This is a genomic window from Brevibacterium sp. GP-SGM9, from assembly GCF_047300845.1.
Lineage (GTDB): Bacteria > Actinomycetota > Actinomycetes > Actinomycetales > Brevibacteriaceae > Brevibacterium.
The window spans coordinates 3,672,296-3,690,254 of record NZ_CP178563.1 but is presented as its reverse complement, the minus strand read 5'-3'; the positions used below and the strand labels follow the sequence as shown (position 1 = coordinate 3,690,254).

20 protein-coding genes are annotated in these 17,959 nt (G+C 63.9%); 13 read left to right on the top strand and 7 right to left on the bottom strand.

Annotated elements, in window-relative coordinates; translation table 11 throughout:
* The first annotated feature begins 6 nt into the window (after positions 1-6).
* From ACH82I_RS16520 to ACH82I_RS16505, 4 genes are all read left to right on the top strand, one after another.
* On the top strand, positions 7-156 hold the full coding sequence (locus ACH82I_RS16520; RefSeq protein ID WP_413334188.1) for a hypothetical protein: 150 nt from the start codon (positions 7-9) through the stop codon (positions 154-156).
* A 143-nt stretch (positions 157-299) separates the two neighbouring features.
* On the top strand, positions 300-1,547 hold the full coding sequence (gene nhaA, locus ACH82I_RS16515) for a Na+/H+ antiporter NhaA (RefSeq protein WP_413334187.1): 1,248 nt from the start codon (positions 300-302) through the stop codon (positions 1,545-1,547).
* Positions 1,544-2,788, top strand: coding sequence for a M20 family metallo-hydrolase (locus tag ACH82I_RS16510; protein WP_413334185.1), 1,245 nt, complete (start codon positions 1,544-1,546; stop codon positions 2,786-2,788). The genes nhaA and ACH82I_RS16510 overlap by 4 nt, the downstream gene beginning before the upstream one ends.
* Positions 2,789-2,852: 64 nt before the next feature.
* Complete coding sequence (locus ACH82I_RS16505) at positions 2,853-3,176, top strand: antitoxin (RefSeq protein WP_413334183.1); 324 nt, start codon at positions 2,853-2,855, stop codon at positions 3,174-3,176.
* A gap of 27 nt (positions 3,177-3,203) precedes the next feature.
* Here the strand turns inward: ACH82I_RS16505 and ACH82I_RS16500 are convergent, their stop codons facing one another.
* Positions 3,204-3,956 carry a hypothetical protein gene (locus tag ACH82I_RS16500; RefSeq protein ID WP_413334181.1) on the bottom strand — a complete coding sequence of 251 codons (753 nt, stop codon included), beginning with the start codon at positions 3,954-3,956 and terminating at the stop codon, positions 3,204-3,206.
* Positions 3,957-3,973: 17 nt separating this feature from the next.
* Positions 3,974-4,819: a hypothetical protein gene (locus tag ACH82I_RS16495; RefSeq protein ID WP_413334179.1), complete on the bottom strand. Its 846-nt coding sequence runs from the start codon at positions 4,817-4,819 to the stop codon at positions 3,974-3,976.
* Between the two features lie 295 nt (positions 4,820-5,114).
* On the opposite strand from ACH82I_RS16495, the gene ACH82I_RS16490 reads away from it, so the two are divergent.
* Positions 5,115-6,446: a glutaminase gene (locus tag ACH82I_RS16490; RefSeq protein WP_413334177.1), complete on the top strand. Its 1,332-nt coding sequence runs from the start codon at positions 5,115-5,117 to the stop codon at positions 6,444-6,446.
* Positions 6,447-6,594: 148 nt separating this feature from the next.
* Positions 6,595-7,416, top strand: a complete 822-nt coding sequence (locus ACH82I_RS16485; RefSeq protein WP_413334175.1) for a siderophore-interacting protein — start codon at positions 6,595-6,597, stop codon at positions 7,414-7,416.
* A gap of 141 nt (positions 7,417-7,557) precedes the next feature.
* Here the strand turns inward: ACH82I_RS16485 and ACH82I_RS16480 are convergent, their stop codons facing one another.
* From ACH82I_RS16480 to ACH82I_RS16470, 3 genes are all read right to left on the bottom strand, one after another.
* Complete coding sequence (locus ACH82I_RS16480; protein ID WP_413334173.1) at positions 7,558-9,690, bottom strand: choice-of-anchor I family protein; 2,133 nt, start codon at positions 9,688-9,690, stop codon at positions 7,558-7,560.
* Between the two features lie 200 nt (positions 9,691-9,890).
* Complete coding sequence (locus ACH82I_RS16475) at positions 9,891-10,814, bottom strand: dihydrodipicolinate synthase family protein (protein WP_413334172.1); 924 nt, start codon at positions 10,812-10,814, stop codon at positions 9,891-9,893.
* Between the two features lie 55 nt (positions 10,815-10,869).
* Complete coding sequence (locus tag ACH82I_RS16470) at positions 10,870-11,709, bottom strand: ribokinase (protein WP_230744953.1); 840 nt, start codon at positions 11,707-11,709, stop codon at positions 10,870-10,872.
* Between the two features lie 467 nt (positions 11,710-12,176).
* Between ACH82I_RS16470 and ACH82I_RS16465 the strand changes: the two genes are divergently transcribed.
* From ACH82I_RS16465 to ACH82I_RS16435, 7 genes are all read left to right on the top strand, one after another.
* Entirely contained in the window at positions 12,177-13,286 is a 1,110-nt protein-coding gene (locus ACH82I_RS16465) for an FUSC family protein (protein ID WP_413334170.1), read from the top strand.
* 320 nt (positions 13,287-13,606) lie between these two features.
* Positions 13,607-14,050 (top strand): acetyltransferase, encoded by a 444-nt coding sequence (locus tag ACH82I_RS16460; protein WP_230744951.1) that lies wholly within the window; start codon positions 13,607-13,609, stop codon positions 14,048-14,050.
* A gap of 25 nt (positions 14,051-14,075) precedes the next feature.
* On the top strand, positions 14,076-14,306 hold the full coding sequence (locus tag ACH82I_RS16455) for a transposase (protein ID WP_413334168.1): 231 nt from the start codon (positions 14,076-14,078) through the stop codon (positions 14,304-14,306).
* Between the two features lie 270 nt (positions 14,307-14,576).
* A complete protein-coding gene (locus ACH82I_RS16450) occupies positions 14,577-14,810 on the top strand; it encodes an SHOCT domain-containing protein (protein WP_230744950.1) in 234 nt (77 codons plus the stop codon).
* 60 nt (positions 14,811-14,870) lie between these two features.
* Entirely contained in the window at positions 14,871-15,077 is a 207-nt protein-coding gene (locus ACH82I_RS16445) for a hypothetical protein (RefSeq protein ID WP_230744949.1), read from the top strand.
* A 149-nt stretch (positions 15,078-15,226) separates the two neighbouring features.
* Entirely contained in the window at positions 15,227-15,580 is a 354-nt protein-coding gene (locus tag ACH82I_RS16440; protein WP_230744948.1) for a hypothetical protein, read from the top strand.
* 38 nt (positions 15,581-15,618) lie between these two features.
* Positions 15,619-15,888 carry a DUF3263 domain-containing protein gene (locus tag ACH82I_RS16435; protein ID WP_413334165.1) on the top strand — a complete coding sequence of 90 codons (270 nt, stop codon included), beginning with the start codon at positions 15,619-15,621 and terminating at the stop codon, positions 15,886-15,888.
* Between the two features lie 932 nt (positions 15,889-16,820).
* Here the strand turns inward: ACH82I_RS16435 and ACH82I_RS16430 are convergent.
* Positions 16,821-17,210, bottom strand: a complete 390-nt coding sequence (locus ACH82I_RS16430) for a hypothetical protein (protein WP_230744946.1) — start codon at positions 17,208-17,210, stop codon at positions 16,821-16,823.
* Positions 17,211-17,428: 218 nt separating this feature from the next.
* Positions 17,429-17,929 (bottom strand): hypothetical protein, encoded by a 501-nt coding sequence (locus ACH82I_RS16425; protein ID WP_230744945.1) that lies wholly within the window; start codon positions 17,927-17,929, stop codon positions 17,429-17,431.
* Positions 17,930-17,959 lie beyond the last annotated feature (30 nt).

The window sequence follows — 17,959 nt, the reverse complement described above, 5'->3', positions numbered from 1 at the left end:
TCAGCGATGTCACGCCCAGCCCCTGCCGCCGTCTTCGCACCCAAGGTGTGGGTCCTGCCGCACCCGGGCACCAACGGCTACATCACCTCATGGGGCGAGATGCTGTCTGGCACCGCACCATTTTCGGCCGGAGCTCCACTCCGGCCCGCCCTCTGAGCACGCCCAGGCACCCCTGGACGCTCAGGCACCTCTGCACGCATTTCGGGTCGGAATCCACCGTCGACCGACTACGAAATGGGTTTTCTGTGACCTCTGCATCTTCTGCACCCCACTCCTCCCGCCTTCTTAACGTCCTGCGCATGGACACCGTCGGCGGCGCCCTCCTGCTCGCCGCCACAGTGGCGGCCCTGATCTGGGCCAATTCCCCGGCTTCCAGTTCGTACTTCTCGATCCGGGACTTCGAGCTCGGGTTCGAACCCTGGCATCTCAAGCTCAGCCTCGGGCAGTGGGCAGCCGACGGGCTGCTCGCGATCTTCTTCTTCCTCGTCGGCCTCGAACTCAAGGTCGAGTTCACCAAAGGCAGCCTGCGCAGCTTCTCGACCGCCATCGTCCCGATCTCGGCGGCGGCCGGCGGGGTGCTGATCCCCGCCGTCATCTACGCCGGCCTCCTCGTCGCGAGTCCGGAGCTGCTGGGCGGGTGGGCGATTCCGACCGCCACGGATATCGCCTTCGCCGTGGCCGTGCTCGCCCTCGTCGGCTCACACTTGCCCGGAGCGCTGCGGGTCTTCCTTCTCACCCTTGCCGCGGTCGACGATCTGTTGGCGATCACCATCATCGCGGTCTTCTACACCGAAGAGATCAGTCTGCTCGCTCTGGCAGCCGCCCTGGCTGCGGCTCTTGTCTTCGGTGCCCTGACTTGGAGGTTCACGGACTTCTTCCGCCGACACGGCTGGGCGGCGTGGCTGATCCTGCTGCCGCTGGGCGTGGTCGCCTGGGGGTTCATGCATGCCTCAGGGGTGCACGCGACGATCGCCGGAGTCATCCTCGGCTTCGCGGTCCCAGCACTCGCCCGGAAGCCGAGACGGGCCGTCCCGCTCGCCTCGGTCGGGGGAAATTCGGGAATCGCCGCCGAGGCGACACCGGGTCTCGCCGAGATCCTCGAACATCGCCTGCGTCCGCTCTCAAGCGGATTCGCCGTCCCCGTGTTCGCGTTCTTCGCCGCCGGGGTGGCCGTGGGAGGTCGCTCGGGTCTGATCGAGGCCTTCTCCCAACCGCTGACCTTCGCCATCATCGCCGCTCTCGTTCTCGGCAAACCGCTGGGCATCCTCTCCTCCACGTGGCTGATCAGCAAGTTCACTCGCGCATCCCTCGATCCCAGCCTCAAGTGGATCGATCTGATGGGCATCGGTCTGCTCGCCGGCATCGGATTCACCGTGTCCCTGCTCGTCGCCGAGCTCAGCTTCGCCTCCGGCTCGGCCGAGCACGACCATGCGAAGGTCGCTATCCTCACCGCCTCGCTCCTCGCGGCGGTGCTCGCTACGCTCGTACTGACCATCCGGAATCGGCACTACCGCCGACAGTCCTTGAAACGAGAGGCTCACCGATGAGCACGATCAGCCCGGTCCGCGAACGCTTCGACGCCGAACTCACCCACCTGGCCACCCTCACCGATTCGACACGGCCGGGATGGACCCGTCGGGCGCTGAGCGAGGAGGACATCGCCGGTCGTGACTTCGCTCGCTCACTGATGAGACAGGCGGGACTGACCACCCGCGTCGACGGTGCCGGCAACGTCATCGGCGTGCTGCCCGGGCGTCTCGGCGGTCGGCAGATCATGCTCGGCTCCCACACCGACACCGTCGACGGCGGCGGCCGCTTCGACGGGATCACCGGCGTGCTCGGCGCCATCGAGGTCGTCCGACTGCTGCGCGAGAACGACATCCGACTCGACCATGACCTCGTCATCGTCGTGTTCTTCAATGAAGAGCCCAATGACTTCGGATTCTTCTGCTTGGGCTCTCGGGCGATGACGGGTCTGGTCGACCGTTCCACCCTGGCGGCCACGGACTCCACCGGTCGCACTCTCGCCCAGGCTCTGCCGGACTCCGGGATCGACCCCGAGGAGTTTCTGACCTCCGGCTTCGATTTCACGAATGTCACCGCGTTCCTCGAACTCCATATCGAGCAGGGTCCCGAACTCGAACGTGGCGGAGCCCAGATCGGAGTCGTCGAGACGATCACCGGGATCAACCATTTCCGGGCTCTGTTCACCGGCCGTCAAGACCATGCGGGAACGACGAGCATGAGTGTCCGCGCCGATGCCGGATGTGCTGCCGCCGGAACCGTCCTCGCCGTGGAGTCGATCGCCGAATCGGGAACGAACACCCGCGGCACTTCCGGGCAGATCAGGTTCACCCCCGAAGCCGTCAACGTCGTCAGTGAGAACGCTGTCGTCGAGGGAGAATTCCGCGGCCCCGACGGTTCCTGGCTGCACGAAGCGGCGCGACGGCTCACCGAGGCCGCCGGGCAGGAGGCCGATAGGCGCGGGGTCACGATGGAGATCGAATGGACCACTGATGACGCTCCCGTACCCCTAAACCAGCCGATCACCGCGACCATCACCGAGGCGGCAGCCGAGCTCGGTCTGTCCCGGTCCAGAATGTTCTCGGGCGCCGGACACGATGCCGGCATCATCGCCGCGAAGACTCAGGTCGGCATGATCTTCGTTCCCTCCGTCGACGGGCGCAGCCACTGTCCCGAGGAGTTCACCGCACTCGATGACGTCCTGCCGGGGATCTCGGTGCTGCTGGAGACGGTGCTGCGCCTGGACGGTTCACTGAGGCACTGACAGCCCGGTCACAGCCTCGGCGATTAGGCTTCGACTCGACAGATCCCACGAAGAAGGAGCCGACATGGCATTCGACAAATTCCTCGACAAGGCGAAGAACCTCGCCAACGACCCGAAGATCAAGGACAAGCTCAACTCCGAGAAGGCCGAGAAGGTCACCGACTCGATCCTCGACAAGGCCGCGGGCGCTGCCGAATCGCTCACGGGCGGCAAACACACGGAGAAGATCCAGAAAGCCCGCGACGCCGCTGACAAGGCGATCGGATCGGACAGGAACGATTCTCCGAATCAGACCGACGCAGAGAACAGGAACGACTCGACCACCAGGAACGACAACCCCGAGCAGGGCAATTCCACGAACGATTCGGATCGCCCCGAAAACCGCTGAGCATCGGGCGTCTCGCGTCTGCGGACGTCAGTACTCCGTATCGATCACCGGTTCGACCAGGTCATCGGGATCCGCATCGACCGTGATCCGCACGGCCTCGACATCGGTGCGATCGGAGGCCCTGAGTTCATCCTTGGAGAACGTCCAGACGTCTCCCTCCTGGCCCCCGCAGGTTCTGCCCTGCGGGGGCCAGTCCTCGCAGTGGGCCGCCAGAATCGGGGCCTCCGACTTCACAATGAGGTCGCCGCTGACCAGGGGACGGAAGTATACGTCGACGTGTTTACCGGCCGGCACCGCGGCGCCGGTGACTCGGTAGTCGACCGTTCCTTCGGTCTTCCCCTTCGGCAGTTTGCCCAAGGCCGAGATATCGACGGCGTGGATCTCCTTCTCAACGGCCACCTCGGCGGGTTGACCGGCGATGACGATCGACGGATCAGAGTACTCGGCACGCAGATAGGGCGGCAGCAGTGCCTCGGTGTCGGGAAGCCGGAAGCCGTCGTGGATCTCCCCGCCGAAGGGATAGCCGCTCTCGAGGGCCATATCGATGACCTGCACCGTCTCGACGTCATAGGTCCCATCCGCGGCGATGGTCACGAGATGGGTCGCTATCTTGCCCCGGTACGGATTGGGTGCGGCGTCGGCGCTCTGAGCGTTCATCCCCTCGCCGATCACGAGTCCGCCGAGGATCATGAGAGTGATGAACAGCGCCGCGACGATCGACACCCTGCGGCGCCTCGTCGCGGCATCAGCCCGGGTCTTCGGTTGAGAAGTGTGAGACATGTGAGTCGTGTGAGGCATCAGCTGACCTTCTCTTGTGCTGGGATCGGAGCGGTCTGCATTCCCTCGGGCGGGGCGAAGCCGATCGCCTTGATCCTCACTCCGTTTTCCTGCCGCCAGGTCAGTTCTCGGCCGTCCTGTCCACTTCTGCGGTCATCGAGGCCGGCGCAGTCGGCGTCGGGTTCGAAGGTGCCATTCGACGGCAGGCAGCGGATCTCTCCGCCGTCGGTGAGGGTGACGCTGCGGACACCTCGGGACTGAGAGGACTCCCCGGGAAAGCCCAGCGGCAGCACAAACAGTGCCTGACCGCCGATGTCGAGGTACACCTCGTCGAGGGTGTAGCTGAAGTCGATGACGTGCCGTCCGGCCTCCCAGACGGTCGCACTTCCACCGTCGACGTCCGGACGGGTGAAGATGTATCTCGTCGAGGGAAAACGGTCGTGGGCCTTCGAATCGTCGAGGTCGACCGTGAGTTCGACCTCGACGGCGGGATTCTCCTGCGTCGAATCGGCCGCCGTGCTCAGCTCCAAGGCGGCGATATCGACGATCCGGGGTTTGAGCACATAGCGCGGCCGATCCGGCTCATCGCGCCACCCGAGCTGGTCTTCGCCGACCCACCAGCTCAGATCCGCGACGCCGGTGGGCGGTGCCTCGAAGATCAGCCGTTGGCGCACCTGCAGGGTGCCATCGGAATGCGGGGTCACCTCGGCGGTGATCTCCTCAGGCGTCAGCGCCTCCTCCGACAGGCGTTCGCTGGTACCGGAGGGCGGCTCGACGGCATCTCTGACCATGATGGCCACGACGACTGCGATCACCAAGGCGGCCGCGATCGTGCCGAGGAGGATGAGTCTGGTCTTGGGCTGCATCGCCTCAGACTATTTCCGCGCCCGGTCCGGCGATCGTCCCTGCCGTGCCAGTTCGGCAACATGCGTGACGGGTTCGGCGCGGGCCCACGCACACCCACCGGCCTGACCTCGGCGGTCGTCTGTGTGAGAATGGCACTCTGAGCTTTTCGAGCTCACTGGCTGCAACCGAGCGGCAGGAGCTGGGACCTGCGGATTCCGCGGCTCCCCGACACCGCCGACAGCCGACCCGAACGATCAGCGCGAGACCAGAGCTCGACGCGAGCCCACAGATCCACTCGAAACATCAGGAGGTGCAATGCGATCCCCCATCCCGGATTTCCTCGACGAAACCCTCAACCGGCATCGGTCCGACCGTTCCGGGGAGAATGCGGACTACATCCCGGACCTGGCGGCCGCCGATCCGGAGAAGCTAGGCATCTGCATCTCCACGCTCGACGGGGTCGAGTACACCTCCGGGGACTCGGAGTTCGAGTTCTCCATCCAATCGATGTCGAAGCCCTTCATCTACGGGCTCGCGCTCGAACAGGCGGGACTGCCGGCCGTCCTCGACATGGTCGGAGTCGAACCCAGCGGTGAGAAGTTCAACGAGCTCTCGCTCGACAAGAAGTCCGGAAAACCGCTCAACCCCATGATCAACGCCGGGGCGCTGGCCATCCACTCCCTCCTCGGCGAGGACGGATCGAGTCTCGCCGAGCGCACCGAGATCGCCCGCTCCGGACTCTCCCGCTTCGCCGGCCGGGAGCTGCGGGTCGACGAATCCACCGCCGCAGGCGAGTGGGAGGCCGCGTACCGCAATATCGCCATCGCCAATATGCTGCGCTCCTACGACGTCTTCCTCGACGACCCGGACGACGTGGTGCAGGGATACATCGCCCAATGCTCGGTTCTCGTCACGGTCAAAGACCTTGCGATCATGGCGGCGACCCTGGCCGGCGGCGGCCTCAACCCGATCACCGGTGAGCAGGTGCTCTCACCCCGGGTCAACCGGCAGGTGCTTGCGGTGATGATGACCTGCGGAATGTACGATGCGGCCGGTGACTGGATGACGGAGATCGGGATCCCCGCCAAGAGCGGCGTCTCCGGCGGCGTATTCGGGGTCATGCCCGGTCAGGTCGGCATCGCCACCTTCTCGCCGAGGTTGGACCGACACGGGACGAGCGTGCGTGGGGCGAAGATCTTCCGCGATCTGTCGAACCGGCTGAGCCTGCACATCATGGACGCTCCCGAACCGGCCCGGTCGATCATCCGCCGCGACCGCCGCTTCGTCGGCAACAACGGTGAGATGGTGCGCATCTGCAGCCTCCAGGGACTCATCCAGTGGAGCGGTTCGGAGAACGTCATCCGCGCCATGGACGATCCCGCGACCAGTACGAACGTGTTCATCCTCGACCTGCGCCGAGTCAACGAGATCAACGGAGTTGCGCGCAAGATGCTCACCGAGGCGCTGTCGCGGCTCAAGGAGGACGGCATCCGAGTCGTGCTCATGGATCCCGAGGACATGATGAAGTGCAAGGGCCCGGACTCGGCGCTGCCCGACGTCAAGATCCTCGATTCCCTCAAGTCCGTCAAAGGCCTCAAGCGGGTCCGCAACGACCGCCGGCGGGAGATGGCCGACCGCTCCGTGTGAGCGCCTCACCGTGTGAGCGCCGGGTCATGCCTGCCCGGGCCCTCGCCAACCCGTTGCCTTCCTTTGATAAGGTGAGCCTTACAATCCCTTCAGCGCCGAGGTGGTCCTCCGACCGCCTCGGCGTGGGCTTTTCCACGGAAGGAACCCCATGACGGCATCCGCCACTCCTGACCAGCGTCCCGCTCGTCCCCCGAAACCCCAGGCCATCCTCAGCGTCCAGGCGGTCGAGGAGATCACTCCGAACCTCATCCGCATCACCGCCGGCGGCGAGGGCTTCGATGCGATCTCGAACAACGACGCGACCGATAAGTACGTCAAGATCATGTTCGCCGATCCGCAGCACGGGCTGACCCCGCCCTACGATCTGGCCGATCTGCGGGAGAACGCTCCCGAGAAGCTGCCGCGCAACCGCACCTACACGGTGCGCGAGATCAACGAGGCCGAGAAGTGGGTGAAGATCGACTTCGTCGTCCACGGCGATGAGGGCATCGCCGGCCCTTGGGCGAAGAGCACCCAGGTCGGCGATCAGGTCGTCCTCGTCGGAGCCGGCGGCAAGTACGCCCCCGAGGCCGATGCCTCCTGGCATCTGCTCATCGCCGACCACACGGCGATCCCGGCCGTCAGTTCCGCGCTCGAGGCGATGCCCGCCGAGGCGACCGGTGTCCTCCTCGCCAATGTCGAGCACGCCGAGGATCGGCTGCTGCCCGAACTGCCGGCCGGGTTCGACGTCACCTGGGTGGATTCTGACGAGGCGCTCATCGCCGCGGTGCGCGAACTCGACTGGCCGGAGGCCACTCCGCAGGTCTTCGCCCACGGCGAGCGCGAGACGATCAAGACGATCCGCAAGGTCCTCAAGGACCACGAGGTGCCCCGCGAGGCACTGTCGATCTCGGCCTATTGGGCCCACGGCCGCGCTGAGGACCAGTTCCAGGCCGAGAAGCGCGAACCCATCGGCAAGATCGAGGACTGACAGCCGGCCAGTCGCGGCGGAATCAGCGGCATCATCCGCGAGAGCCGACCGCAGCGTCGAGAGCAGAGTTCAGGAAGTCTGCTCTCCACGCGGCGGTCGGCTCTCGTCGCTCGTGTCTGCTCTCGAAGTGAGCCCGCCGGCTCAGCGGCGACGACGGGTGAGGAGGAAGGCGACGACGCCGATAATGATCAGCCCGAGCGCGATCCCGCCGAGGATGAGGTACTGACCGAGGTCGGCACCCGTGCGCGGCAGGGGACCCGCATTGTCGTCGTCGGAGGAGTCGCTGCCGTTCTGTGAGCCCTCGGCCCCTTCTGACGCTTTCGAGCCTTCCGAGTCGGCTGACTGGTCTGCGTCCTGCGTGCCACTGGCGGAATCGGCGTCGGCCGCGTCGTCGCTGCCTGCTTCTGCATCCTCGGCGGCTCCGCTGTCGGCTTCCGCGCCGGCAGCCTCATCCGCGCCGCCTTCATCGTCCGCGGTACCTTCGCTATCCGCGCCGGCTTCCTCATCGCCATTCGCCTCGGACGAGGCCTCGGCGCCCTCGTCCCCATCATCGTCATCGGCGAGGTTCGCCACCGAGTACAGGCTCGTCGTGCCCGACACCTCATTGCCGACGACGAGCGCGGCCTCACCCGAAGGCGATTCATCGGCGGAGAGGAACGTGATTCCCTCCGGCCCGAGGTCCCCGGCGCTCGAGAGCAGTGTCTTCGGGTCCGAAGCATCCTCGATCTCGTCCTCGACCGAGACGGAGAAGTCACGGTTGTTGAAGTAGGTGACGAACTCGGGCGAAGCCGGGTCGCTGAGATCGAAGGCGGCGATTCCGCCGACCCGTTCGAAGCCGACGAAGGCGTAGGTCTTCTCCCCCACTTCCCCGATGGTCAGCGCCTCGGGCTCGGGTCCCTTGTCATCGCTGCGTCCCTCGAGGTTCGACTCGGAGTGGTTGGAGTTGAAGAAGTCGGGGATCGCCTCGGCGGTCATCTGCTCGAAGCTGTCACCGGAGTCGGCGACGAGCTTCCCGTCGGTCGTCCACACGGAGAATGAGCGGGTGCCGAAGGCATAGAGCTCCTCGTAGCAGTCACCGTCCTCGCTCAGGCCCTTATCGGTGATGACGTTGAGCCGGCCCAGATCCTCATCGCCGAGTTTGTCAGCCAACGGCGAGTTCTCGCACACGGGTGCCAGGTCGTCCTCGCCGAGGTCTTTGAACCTGGCCGCGTCGATGAAGTCGCCCCATTCTCGGGAGTCGCCTTCGTTCGCGGTGACCAGATAGTCGGTGCCGCCGGCGGAGAACGTCGAGATCGTATCGGGCATGTACGCGCCCTTGAGCCCCTCGTATTCGGTGATGTTGACCTCCGGGGCGTCCTCGGGATCCCGGTCGGAGGCGTCGAGTCCGTTGCCGGCCCGCCCGTGGTCCTTGAACCCGAGTGGGAGGATCTCGGTCACCTCGGCCGAGGCGACATCGACGACGGCGATCGCGTTGGCCTCCTGCAAGGTGGCATACGCTTTGTCCCCGGCCACCGTGATGTATTCGGGTTCGAGGTTGCGCGAGACCGACAGGTCACCCTCGGGATTCGGTCCGAAGATCCGCACGTCTTCGGGCAGGGTCTTCGCCCCGCCCTCCTCGAAGCCGTGGAAGTCAGCGGTGTGCACGCCCGAGGTCTCCGGCGCGGCCACCTCGGAGGGCAGGTCGATCACGGACACCGAGCCCTCCGGGTCGGCGGAGAAGTCATCGGCGGGCTCCCCTTCGTTGGCGACGAGCGCGTGTTCGCCGTCCGGGGTGACGGTGACCATGTCCGGCAGGGAGCCGACGGGCACGGTTCCCAGCACCGGCGCCGAGGTGTCGGTGGCGTCGAAGAACATCAGCGATCCCGGCTTCGTCTTGTCCTCGTCTTCGAGGGCGACGACGCCGAGCCCGTCCTCGCGGATCGCCACGGAGTTCGCCACGCCGGAGCCCGTGATCTCGCCGACCTTCTCGGGGCTCTTCGGGTCGGAGGCGTCGATGATGTCGACGGTGGCGGACTGCGCGTTGACGGTGAAGACGGTGTCGCCGTGGACGGCGGTGATCTCGGCGGCGGCCTCGTCGAACTGACCCGTTTCGTGGGAGCCGAGGAACCCGAGTTCGAGCGCGGCGTCCGGTGCGGAGTGGCTGATCGGATCGCTGACCTCGGCGGCGTGGGCTGCACCTCCGAGAGCGATCGTCTGGCCGATGGTGAGGCCGGCGGCCAAGGTCAGTGCGGCCAGTGAGGCAGTGATCGTCGTCGCGGCGGCGGGGTGCGTCATCGAGTCTCCGGAGTAGAAATGGGCGCGGGCCGAGCGTGCCCACAATCATCCATTCATAGGCAGTCAGTCTGGCCCCGCCCCGAACTGGAGATGGACGCCGGGTGAACTCGGCACCCCCGCCGAGGCGGGAGTCCGGTGGCGGTGCCCAGCCCGCCGAGGTGGTGGTCCGCTCGCGATGCCCCGCGCGCCGAGGTGGGGGCTCAGTCGAGTTCGAGGCGGTCGACCACCTCGGCGACCTTCGCCTTCTCCTCGTCGTCGAGTCCGAGGATGGGCAGCGGCAGACTTCCGGGGCCGACGAGCCCGAGGTGTTCGGCGATCGCCGCACTCACGCGCAGGCTGCCGCCGAATTCGGTGAACAGATCCCACAGGGGTTGGAGTTCGGCGGAGAGTTCGAGTGCGTGGTCGGCGCTGCCGAACTGTGCGGCACGGGTGATGTCGAGCATCGGGCCGGGCAGGGTGCCGCCGACGGCGGTGTACCAGGCGTCGCAGCCGGCGGTCAGTCCCGCGGCGCCGAAGACATCTCCGGAGATGCCGATCGTGACCTCGGCGCCGATTGCGGCGCGGATCTCGGCGATGTGATCGCACCAGCCGGACGGGGAGAGCGGGATGCCGGGGATCTTGATCGAGGCGACTGTGGGCAGTGCGGCCAGGCGGGAGTAGAGCTCGGTGGTGAAGGTGAAGTGGGTGGTGCCCGGGTTGTCGTAGACGACGATGGGCAGATCGGTAGCTTCGGAGACGGTGCGGAAGAGTTCGAACACATCGGTCTCCCGCAGTGCCTGGTAGCTCACGGGGGCGAGCAGGAGGCCCTGGGCACCGGCCGCTTCAGCGGAACGGACGTTGGCGAGAACATCGCGGGTGCGCAGGGCCCCGATGCCGACGAAGACCGGGATGTCGAGGGCGTTCTCGACGGTCAGCTCGGCCACGCGGGCGCGTTCTGCGGTATCGAGATAGGCATAGGATCCGGTCGATCCCAGCGCCGTGATGGAGTCGACGCCGGCGAGGACGAGGCGTTCGATGAGTCCGGTGTAGGCGTCCTCGTCGATGCGCTCATCGTTGAGCGGCGTCAGCGGGAAGGCGCTAAGCCCGGTGAACAGTGAGCGGTCGTAGTTGGGTGCGCTCGTCATGTCTCCTCCTCGATTGGTCGGCGGTTGGTGCTGGCCTCGGGGCCAGTCTGGCATGTCAGTCGAGTCCGGCGAGGACAGTCTCAAGTGTGTCGAAGTGTGGTTGCGCGGCGGCATCCATCACCGCAGCTGCGCCGACGGCGTTGGCCGCGCGCAGGGATCGTGTGGGACTCAGTCCGGAGCGCAGGGCGATGGTCAGCGCCGCACAGAAGGCGTCACCGGCACCGACGGTGCTCACCGGGGTCCGCGGCAGAGCCTCGACGAAGGCGATCTGCTGTCCGTGCTCGAGCAGAGCCGAGCCTTTGGGTCCGTAGGTGACGGCCACGCATCTCGCATCCCGCAGCTGCGGGAGCAACGAGTATTCGGTCTCGTTGACGATGATGAGATCGGCCCGCTGGACCACCTCGGCGGGCAGTTCGATGGCGGGTGCGGCGTTGATGACGAGGTAACCGGGGACTCGACGGGCGAGTTCGCTGATGAGGTCGAGGGAGATCTCGAGCTGCGTGAGCACGGCTTCGTCCTCGCCGAAGTCGATGCCGTCGAGTCTGACCTGGGCGTTCGCTCCTTCGCACACGGCGATCTGGTTCTCCCCGTGCGCATCGACCATGACCAGAGCAGTTCCCGTCGCCACATCCACCTCGGCGATCGCGCGGCGGTCGACCCCGGCGCGATCGAGTGCCTGCAACATCGCCTCCCCCGAAGCGTCGTGTCCCACCGCCCCTATCATCCGGGTGCGGGCGCCGAGGCGGGCCGCTGCGGTGGCCTGATTCGCACCCTTCCCACCGGGCGAGTGGAGCAGCCGACCTCCGCCGACGGTCTCGCCCGCGGCCGGCAGGCGGCGGGTGGTCGCGGTGATGTCGACGTTGATGCTGCCGACGACGGCAAGATCGATGCTCATGGGACAAGGCTAGCGCGGCCGCTCGGGTGCGGGCCCGGGGAGAAGACGCGACGTAGGGGCTCAGCGAAGAGGGGCCTGCGCTGTCACCTATCGAGAAGGGGCGGAATGTGGCGGAGACAGATGGCGAGCTTCACGGCCGACGCCGAATACACAGAAAGCCCCGAGTTCCGCTTGTTCCACCGCTTCCCGAGGCTTCTCAATCGGGGTGAGTAACGGGACTTGAACCTGTGCATAAGTGCTGGTCGGGGCCATGATCGACGGATTCTCGGGCCTCCTGACACCCCGCGATGCCCCGGTATTTTCGCCCGGTAACGGTGGGATGTGGGTAAGAAGTGGACGCATCGTCATGTTCTTGACGGCCCGTATGGACGTCTGTCTCGACCAACACGAATTCTCACCTTCGAGCCATCTGAGCTTACGGTGTAGTCAGTACACTTCTGCCACTTAACACGGAGAAGACCCTGCCAATGGCAACTAAGAAGATCATCGAAACCCTGCAACGCCCAGAATTCACCACCGACACCCTTCAGATCGTGAAGACAGTCATCGCTGCCACGGCGGCATGGTGGCTGTCGATCACGATCCTCGACTCGGCCATGCCATTCCTCGCACCATGGACCGCTCTCCTCACCGTTCACGCGACGGTCTACCGGTCGCTCTCTCGAGGCGCGCAGTCGACGGTGGCCTCCGCGATCGGCGTTGGCCTGTCGTTCCTAATCGGCAGCTTCCTCGGAGTCAGCCTGTGGACGTTTGCTCTTGCACTGTTTGTCGGACTCATCGGAGCTCGCGTGACGTGGATCCGCGATGAGGGAATCGCCATTGCCACCACAGCGATATTCGTCCTTGGGAGTGGCTTCGACAGTCAGCAGCCCCTGCTCGTGGAGCGCATCGTCGAGATCGCGCTCGGCGTCGCGGTCGGTCTCGCTGTCAACCTCATCATCATCCCGCCGATTCGGGACCGGCAAGCTTCCCGCTACGTCGACAGCATCAACCGGCGCATGGGCGACGTCCTCATCAACATGTCAGACGAATTCAGCGACTCCTGGGACACCGACCGGGCGGAGGACTGGTTCCGCGAAACAGAATCGATGACCGACGAACTCAATACCGCTTGGCAGTCCGTGCGCTTCGCGCGAGAGAGCAGAAAGGCGAACCCGAGAGGAGACCTGCGAAAGACGCTCAAGAACCAGCGAGCGAACAGAGAGCACCATGAGGCAGGGGAAGAGGACTACTCGAACATTCTCTCTCGCGTCGATGAAGGGATCTCACACCTGCGGAATTTAGCTCGCACGCTCAGAGACGCCTCGTATGCCGAGGGGGAATGGGACACACGGTTCCGTCGCAAGTGGGCTGAGATCGTCAAGGACACCGGTCACTCCATCAGTGACCCTGACGCCGATGTCGAACCGGTCTATGATCGTCTGGACACGCTGGCAAAGAACCTCTCAGGCGATGGAAAGCTCCCCGAAACCTCCTGGCCGCTCTATGGAGCTTTGATCACAAGTCTGCGACACATCGTCGTTGTCGTCGACGACGTCGCTTCCGCTCGGGAGGCACGGGAACCGAACGACGCATAGGAGGGCATCGCTTCGAGACTACTTGGCCTCGCCGAAGTTCGCCCCGTCGAACCCGAGCCGCGCGGCCGTCCCGTCGACCCACACATCACCGACGTAGTCCAACACGAGGCGAGCGCGAACCGGAGCTGAGTGCGATCAGGGCTGCCTCGGGCGGGTAGTGTGTCTAGGACTGCCTGCCGCTTGAGTGCGCTTCCGGAGAGATGAACGCGACCATCTGACTTGGCCCAGGTGTGGAACCACGGTGGCGACCCAGGCAGAACGAATTGCTAAAGTGCGCGAGCAGTTCACGTGCACGACTGACTCTCTGCCACAATGAAGATATGAGTGAAATCAGTGTCCGGCCGTCCCAAGGTCCAACGGACTATCCACCGCTCGTAGAAATCTGGCGGAGCGCGGTCGAAGCCACCCACGACTTCCTTTCCGATGAGGACAGGAATGCGATCGAATCCAAGCTAGTGAGCGACTACTTTCCTGCCGTTTCGCTCACTATCGCCGAGATAGATGGCCAACCAGCGGGATTCTCGGGAGTGCTCGACGGGAACTTGGAAATGCTGTTCGTCGACGCCGAGCACCGCGGTAGTGGTATCGGTACCAGACTTCTGAGTCACGCAATCAATGAACACGGTGTCAATAAGGTTGATGTCAACGAGCAGAATGTCCAAGCGGTTGGGTTCTATATACATCGAGACTTCCAGCAAATTGGCCGCAGTGAATACGACGAGGCCGGGCGACCATACCCGTTGCTGCATCTGCAATTGAGCTAGGGCATGTCCCCTCTGTTCGGAGCCCATGGCTCGACACGGTGAGAAAGTGGCTACACAGCAACGACATCAGGTCTTCACCGATGATCGGTGGGCACGGATCGAACCTTTACTACCCTCGAATGTCGGTAAGAGAGCCCGGCCGTTTGAGAACGATCGCCGGATCGTCGAGGAAGTCGTCTGCCGATATCGGGCTGGCATCGCCTGGCGCGACCCTGTCCGTGACCGCCTGGGACCTTGGCAGACGGCAGGGAGCTGATCGTGCTTACGGGTCCAGAGCCGATCGTGAGTACTTGCGTTCGCGATCACCTATCGGGCGGCGGTCGTGATCAGCGCGATCCTGACATGGCTACGCCAGTAAAGGAGACATGGCCTAATCGGATCGCGCCGATAGGCTCGGTCTTCAGTGTCCAGCTTCGTCGAAGATATACGAGAATACGGACTCAAGTAACCGCGTTTATGCTGTAAGCTGGCTTGGCTTCACCGTGGACGCGCACGAGCCGCCCACACTCTTTCCGGAAGGCCCGCAATGGGATTCGCGCTGCCACACGTCACGATCATCTTCCTCGTCGGCCTTGCCATCGTCGCCGTCCTTTCGGCAGTGATCGCTCTGATCGCCAGCGCAGCTCTCAGGAAACGACGGCCGAGCAGGCCCACTCGCCCATACCTCTCCGAAATCGAAACACTCGCGGATCTCCGCGACCGCGGGGTCATTGAACAGGCGGAGTTCGACACGATCACCGGGCGGATCGCCAAACCGTGATCCGTTGAGCTACGCGAGCGTGCCATTCGACAGCAAGCGACATTCGGTTATCCTTAATCCATGCCGAACGCCAAGCAACCTTCCTCGACAGCCGTTTGGTATTTCGTCACCATGGCCTTCCTGTGCGCAGGTGCAGTCTTCGCCTTGACCCTCGGCGGTCAGTTGCTTGTCATGAGCACACTGCTCGCGCTCGGCGCCCTCGCGGGAATCTCGGGTGCGGTGGTCGCCATCAGGGAGTCAAGGGACCGGAAGCCGTCTCAGAGGTGAACGACCCGTTAGATGCCGCGAGTTCATAAGACCACGCGAGCAATGGTGATTCGCCCCGGGAATAATGGTGACAGTGAAGCCATGGAAGGGACTTCCCCGTCATGCCCCAGAGGAAATACCCGCTCGAGCTTCGTGAGAGAGCGGTCCGCATGGTCCTCGACGCACTCGAAACCGACCCCGGTGCCCGCCGCGACATGCTCCGCCGTATCGGTGACCAGCTCGGCGTGAACCCGGAAACACTGCGGCCCGGCACCACCACCGCTGATGCCCAGCGGATCAAGGACCTCGAGAAAGAGAACCGGGAGCTGCGCCGGGCCAACCATATCGTGAAGTCGGCCTCGGTTTGTCTCCCAACCCGGGACTTGAAAATGTGCACGTCCTTTCTCGATGTACGGCGACCATATGCGGCGACGTGGCTTCTCCGCCTCCCACGAAAGTATGGAATTGCGCGAAAACTTAACGATCAATCTGGCGATCGCAACTGGTGTCGAGGGCGTTGGTGAACGATTGCTATTCATCCGTCTATGCCACACTGGCCCCTATGGTCCCTGGCACCGCGAACGAGCTGTCCGCGCATGACCGGATGATCCTCGACTTGGAGAAGACCGCGCACACTGAGATTGCCCGTGACTCCTTGTGCCGGCGGATCGATCTCCCGGCCGAGAAGTATTCGATCGTGCTTGAGGGGCTGGTGGATACGGATGCGGCGTACAGTTACGCTCCGGACGTTGTGGAGCGTGTTAGGCGGTTGAGGGCGGAACGGTTCGCTTTCGAACGAAGGCAAGGCCGGTGGAAGACGTTCATGCAGTAGGCCAGCGTCGCGACGCTGGATGTAGTTCTCCGGAATAGGATGCTGAGAACCTTTGAACAATGGAGTGACGCATGTACAACTTTGATCCCAGCATCCCGATCACGGAGTTCGAGCAGCGCTCAACTGGGCAATCGCCGAGTACAACGGCGATGAGTCTGCCTCCGCAATTGCGGTCTGCACTCACCGGCGCTCGAACAAGTCGAATAACCCGATCATCGCGCGTTTCATTGACTCACATCGCGAAGTCAATCATGTGATCGGTCGAGGTGTCCGCGGAAGAGTCGAGAATGATCCCCTGGTCATCGCCTGAGACGACCCAGAGGACATCGCTGCGGCGGTGGCCGCAGTTGGGCTCAGGTCTCCTCGATCGAAGTTATCGAGTGGGTGACCGAGAACATCTACCCCTGGGTGAAGTATTCGAAAGCTGAGCCCCTTGGCGATCCTTCGATCTGGGACGAACAGAAAGCCGAAATAGATCCTGCGATCATCCGGGGCCCGGAGGGAATAACCAGCCTCTTCAACCACAACACCACTATTTCGGGCGCGGAATTCGAGAAGGACCACACTGTGGGGCCGTTGTCATGCTTCAGGATGCCGGTTATGCGATGGATCCCAGAGCCATCAAGGGCTGGGCGGCGGCGAATGGATGGAGGGCAGACAACGTAGAGCATCTTGGGGATGATGTCGATCAGATCAACCGTGGCGGTCGCCCTCGGTTCCGTACGGGTTCCACACGGAAGGACTACGTCAAATTCCCAGAAAGTGAAGTCGACGGCTCGCCTAGCTAGTCGGAGAACGTCACCAGTCTCGGCCCCGGTTCCCCGACAATCTTCCACCCGTACTCCCGTCCTGCGTCGGGGTCGCTGGTCTCCATGCACAGGCCGGTCGTCAGCAGCCATTGTCGGTGCCCCCCGGTCACGCCTGCGACTCATCTACAGGCCTTCGGCGCTGTCAGGTGGCGTAAAGTAGCGTCTCCTCAACAGGAAGAGAACGAACCAGACTATGACTGCCACGACGATTGCTGTGAACACCAGATCGAACATGTCGGCACCACGAGCAAAAAACCCGGGGAGCACGAACGCGAGCACATAGGCGCACAGCAGTGCGGCTCCCTGGCGCACGCTGCCAATGAAGCTCTTCACTTCGGGGCGGGTACTTTTCGAACGGTAAGACAACCAGACCCCTACGGCGATGAGTGCCGAGACGCCGAGTAACCCCCAGACGACTCCTCCCACGGGTTCGTGTCGAAGGAAAGCTTTGACGACTTCCGCAAGAGAACCCCACGCGCAGAGCGCGGAGACGCCAAGCAGCAACGTGTACATCTTTGAAGTCATTCGTTTGCAGGCCCTTCGAGTCAGCGGCCCCCATGGTAGCTCGTCCATGGGGGCCGCATAGAGTCAACGGTCTCTCAAAGAGCTTCGCCGATCTCCCTGATTGATTCGTCAGTCTCCCTTGTTGAGCTTCTCGATGATCTTCTTCACGTGAGGCTTCAGCGCCTTCTTGATCGGAGTGGTCATCGCCTTCTTAGCGGCTGCTCCGATTAATCCACGGGGACTGCGCCGAACACGCAGTCGACGCCGATGCCGATCGCAATATCTGTGGCTTCGTCGACGCCGCCGTTCTTCGAGGCGTTCTTGACCTGGGTCTTACCCTCGCCAGTCGCCACTGATGCAGCACATCCGACGATGGCCGCAGCGGCCCAGACCGGTAGAGCCTGTGTTCCCACTCCGTCTTCTTCGGATTCGGAGAGCAGGTTGGAGCGCAGGCTCTTTGCTTCTGCAGAGGTGATCGACCCGTCCTTTTCGGCCGCGTCGATGGCTTTGGCAACGTCTGATTCTAGGTTCGCAGCGTCGTCTTTGGTGAGACCGACTTCTTTCAGCTCTTCTTCGGACAGTTCTAGGTTCTTCGATTGTGAGCTTTGGGTGGAGCTCTGAACTTGAACTGTTTCGCTTGGAGAGGCGGTTGCTGGTGTGATGCCGACGGCCGCGATAGTGAGGCCGGTGATGGTAGTCGCTGCGAGGGCGGACTTGAGGATTCTCATCGGTCTTCCAATTCTCTGTGGGGTGTGACG

What these genes read in the sequence shown, in the direction of transcription:
- ACH82I_RS16440 (WP_230744948.1), top strand. Translation starts at nt 15,227, where the DNA reads ATGGTCCTCGACGCACTCGAAACCGACCCCGGTGCCCGCCGCGACATG.
- ACH82I_RS16430 (WP_230744946.1), bottom strand. Translation starts at nt 17,210, where the DNA reads ATGTACACGTTGCTGCTTGGCGTCTCCGCGCTCTGCGCGTGGGGTTCT.
- ACH82I_RS16505 (WP_413334183.1), top strand. Translation starts at nt 2,853, where the DNA reads ATGGCATTCGACAAATTCCTCGACAAGGCGAAGAACCTCGCCAACGAC.
- ACH82I_RS16520 (WP_413334188.1), top strand. Translation starts at nt 7, where the DNA reads ATGTCACGCCCAGCCCCTGCCGCCGTCTTCGCACCCAAGGTGTGGGTC.
- ACH82I_RS16445 (WP_230744949.1), top strand. Translation starts at nt 14,871, where the DNA reads ATGCCGAACGCCAAGCAACCTTCCTCGACAGCCGTTTGGTATTTCGTC.
- ACH82I_RS16500 (WP_413334181.1), bottom strand. Translation starts at nt 3,956, where the DNA reads ATGTCTCACACTTCTCAACCGAAGACCCGGGCTGATGCCGCGACGAGG.
- ACH82I_RS16455 (WP_413334168.1), top strand. Translation starts at nt 14,076, where the DNA reads ATGGCTCGACACGGTGAGAAAGTGGCTACACAGCAACGACATCAGGTC.
- ACH82I_RS16470 (WP_230744953.1), bottom strand. Translation starts at nt 11,709, where the DNA reads ATGAGCATCGATCTTGCCGTCGTCGGCAGCATCAACGTCGACATCACC.
- ACH82I_RS16490 (WP_413334177.1), top strand. Translation starts at nt 5,115, where the DNA reads ATGCGATCCCCCATCCCGGATTTCCTCGACGAAACCCTCAACCGGCAT.
- ACH82I_RS16480 (WP_413334173.1), bottom strand. Translation starts at nt 9,690, where the DNA reads ATGACGCACCCCGCCGCCGCGACGACGATCACTGCCTCACTGGCCGCA.
- nhaA (WP_413334187.1), top strand. Translation starts at nt 300, where the DNA reads ATGGACACCGTCGGCGGCGCCCTCCTGCTCGCCGCCACAGTGGCGGCC.
- ACH82I_RS16460 (WP_230744951.1), top strand. Translation starts at nt 13,607, where the DNA reads ATGAGTGAAATCAGTGTCCGGCCGTCCCAAGGTCCAACGGACTATCCA.
- ACH82I_RS16495 (WP_413334179.1), bottom strand. Translation starts at nt 4,819, where the DNA reads ATGCAGCCCAAGACCAGACTCATCCTCCTCGGCACGATCGCGGCCGCC.
- ACH82I_RS16425 (WP_230744945.1), bottom strand. Translation starts at nt 17,929, where the DNA reads ATGAGAATCCTCAAGTCCGCCCTCGCAGCGACTACCATCACCGGCCTC.
- ACH82I_RS16435 (WP_413334165.1), top strand. Translation starts at nt 15,619, where the DNA reads ATGGTCCCTGGCACCGCGAACGAGCTGTCCGCGCATGACCGGATGATC.
- ACH82I_RS16485 (WP_413334175.1), top strand. Translation starts at nt 6,595, where the DNA reads ATGACGGCATCCGCCACTCCTGACCAGCGTCCCGCTCGTCCCCCGAAA.
- ACH82I_RS16450 (WP_230744950.1), top strand. Translation starts at nt 14,577, where the DNA reads ATGGGATTCGCGCTGCCACACGTCACGATCATCTTCCTCGTCGGCCTT.
- ACH82I_RS16510 (WP_413334185.1), top strand. Translation starts at nt 1,544, where the DNA reads ATGAGCACGATCAGCCCGGTCCGCGAACGCTTCGACGCCGAACTCACC.
- ACH82I_RS16465 (WP_413334170.1), top strand. Translation starts at nt 12,177, where the DNA reads ATGGCAACTAAGAAGATCATCGAAACCCTGCAACGCCCAGAATTCACC.
- ACH82I_RS16475 (WP_413334172.1), bottom strand. Translation starts at nt 10,814, where the DNA reads ATGACGAGCGCACCCAACTACGACCGCTCACTGTTCACCGGGCTTAGC.